This is a genomic window from Okeania sp. SIO2B9, from assembly GCF_010672505.1.
Lineage (GTDB): Bacteria > Cyanobacteriota > Cyanobacteriia > Cyanobacteriales > Microcoleaceae > Okeania > Okeania hirsuta.
Map to the genome: position 1 here is coordinate 1 of NZ_JAAHGK010001177.1, position 2,392 is coordinate 2,392.

Annotated in this window: 2 protein-coding genes; one reads left to right on the forward strand and one right to left on the reverse strand. The window is 32.6% G+C overall.

All coding sequences use genetic code 11. The annotated features are described in order from the left end of the window. Positions 1 to 99: 99 nt before the first annotated feature. Positions 100 to 2,133 (forward strand): PAS domain S-box protein, encoded by a 2,034-nt coding sequence (locus F6K13_RS28615; RefSeq protein ID WP_287289232.1) that lies wholly within the window; start codon positions 100 to 102, stop codon positions 2,131 to 2,133. 27 nt (positions 2,134 to 2,160) lie between these two features. Here the strand turns inward: F6K13_RS28615 and F6K13_RS28620 are convergent. Further along, a partial coding sequence (locus F6K13_RS28620) for a VWA domain-containing protein (RefSeq protein ID WP_287289231.1) occupies positions 2,161 to 2,392 on the reverse strand: 232 nt, incomplete at its 5' end.

Consider the following 2,392-nt stretch of genomic DNA (forward strand, 5'->3'; position numbering starts at 1 on the left):
GGGGAAGGGTTGAATGACCATCATTAGTTGCTTTAGTTGCTTTTGTTGGCCTTTGTTTCATTTTTGAAGTTTCTTCCCTAGAGTCATCAATATCCAGAGATACATGGAAGTCACCATCAATTATGCCAATTCATCAAACACATACCTGTTGCTATAGCAATGCTAGACAAAGAAATGTGTTACCTGGCCACTTCTGGGATGTGGTTACAATATTGGCAACTTGAATCTGATAAAATTATTGGTAATCAACATTCTCAGCTATTCCCTAATCTCCCAGATTCTTGGCATCAACAAGCTAAAAAATGTCTACTGGGTATCATTGACCAATTTGATTTAGAACATCTAACTACCGTTCCTGCTTCTAATGGATTGATACAATGGGTAAAATGGAATGTCAAATCTTGGCATACAGATGAAGGTATTATTGGTGGTCTGATTATATCTACAGAGAAAATAACACCAGACAAACAACTTCAACAACAACTAGAATTAACTCAGTTAGCAACAGATAATGCTGGTGATGCTATTTTCTGGATAACAATTGCTGGAAAAATATGTTATACAAATAAACAAGGCTGTAATTTTCTTGGCTACTCCGAATCTGAACTACTTGAACTAAGAATTCATGATATAGACCTAAAATTATCAGTAGAAGTTTGGCAAACTCATTGGCGAGAAGTTAAAAATCAAAATTATTTGAGATTTGAGTCTAATTTTCTCACAAAAAAAGGCAATATTTTACCTGTAGAAGTTAATGTTAATTATTTAGAATTTCAGGGTAATGAATATCAATTTGCTTTTGTACGTAACATTTCTCAGCAAAATAAAATTAATCTACATTTACGAGAAGCTAAGGAACAATTGCAAGCGGTTTTAAATGCTGTACCAGGATTAGTTTCATGGGTAGATGCAGATTTACGATATATAGGAGTTAATCAACATTTAGCTAATGCCTATAATTTACCCATCAAAACTTTTATTAATCAAGAAGTAGGATTTTTGCAAACTAGCCCAGAATTTAATGATTTTGTTTATGAATTTTTTGCTAAACCAGATTGGAATTATGCCAAAGAAGTAAAAACCAATGTTAGAGGAAATACTAGAACTTATCTAATAGTTGCTCAAAAATATTATCGCGATGAAGTATCGTTACCATCAGCAGTTTTTGTCGGTTTAGATATTACAGAACGTTTGGAAATGGAGGCTTCACTACGCAATAGTCAGGAAAAATTCCGGCAACAAGCTTATCAATTAGAGCAAACTTTGCAGAAACTAAACTCGACAACTACTCAGTTAATTCAAAGGCAAAAAATGTCTTTCTTAGGACAGCTTATTACAGGTATTGTCCATGAAGTGAATAATCCTATTAATTTTATTTCTGGCAATATTGTTCATGCGATAAATGATGTTAAAGATTTGTTGTATTTAGTCAATATCTACCAACAAAATCTTCCTCGCCTTTTGCCAGAAATTGAGTCAGAAATTGAAGATATAGAACTAGATTTTATTCAAGAAGATTTGCCAAAATTATTAGACTCAATCATGGCCGGATCAGAAAGAATTGGAGATGTAGTCACCTCACTCAAACAGTTTTCTGCAGTAGAAGAAGAATCTATAAAAACAGTAGATATTCACAAAGGTTTAGAAAGTACACTTTTAATTTTACAGCATCAGTTTCAAGGCAAAGGAGGTTGTCCTGATATTAATTTGATTAAACAATATGGGAGTTTACCAAAAGTAGAATGTTATCCTGGACAGTTGAATCAAGTCTTGATGCACATTTTAACTAATGCTATTGATTCACTGGAGGAGAAACACAAAGATTTAGTAGCAAAAAATATCAGTCATCAACCATTTGAGCCACAAATTTTAATTAGTACAAAAGCAAAAGATTATTCTGTAGAGATTGCTATTTATGATAATGGCCATGGCATGACTAAAGAAATATCTAATCGTATATTTGAACCTCTATTTACTACTAAACATACGGAAAAAAATATAGGTTTAGGTTTGTCAATCTCTCAAGAATTAATTGTTGAAAAACATCATGGAAAATTGTACTGTAATTCTCGATTTAGAGAAGGTACGGAATTTATAATTGAGATTCCTATTAAGTTCGGTCATTCAAGTTAGAAAGGAAAACAAAAGTATTTTATTTAATCAGGTTAAATATTCATTGACAAATCCAGCAGTGGAACCTCCTGCTTCGAGGTTATTAATTGCTGTGATAATTTTCTCTTTTTCGTTGCCTTTTGTAGGTGGTAAAACTACTCCTGCTGCTCCAGCATAAACAACTATTGAAACAGTATCTTTCTCTGTTAGTTCACCTACCAACAATTGAAAATATGATTTGATTAAGGGTAGTTTATTGGCAGTATTCATAGAACCATAA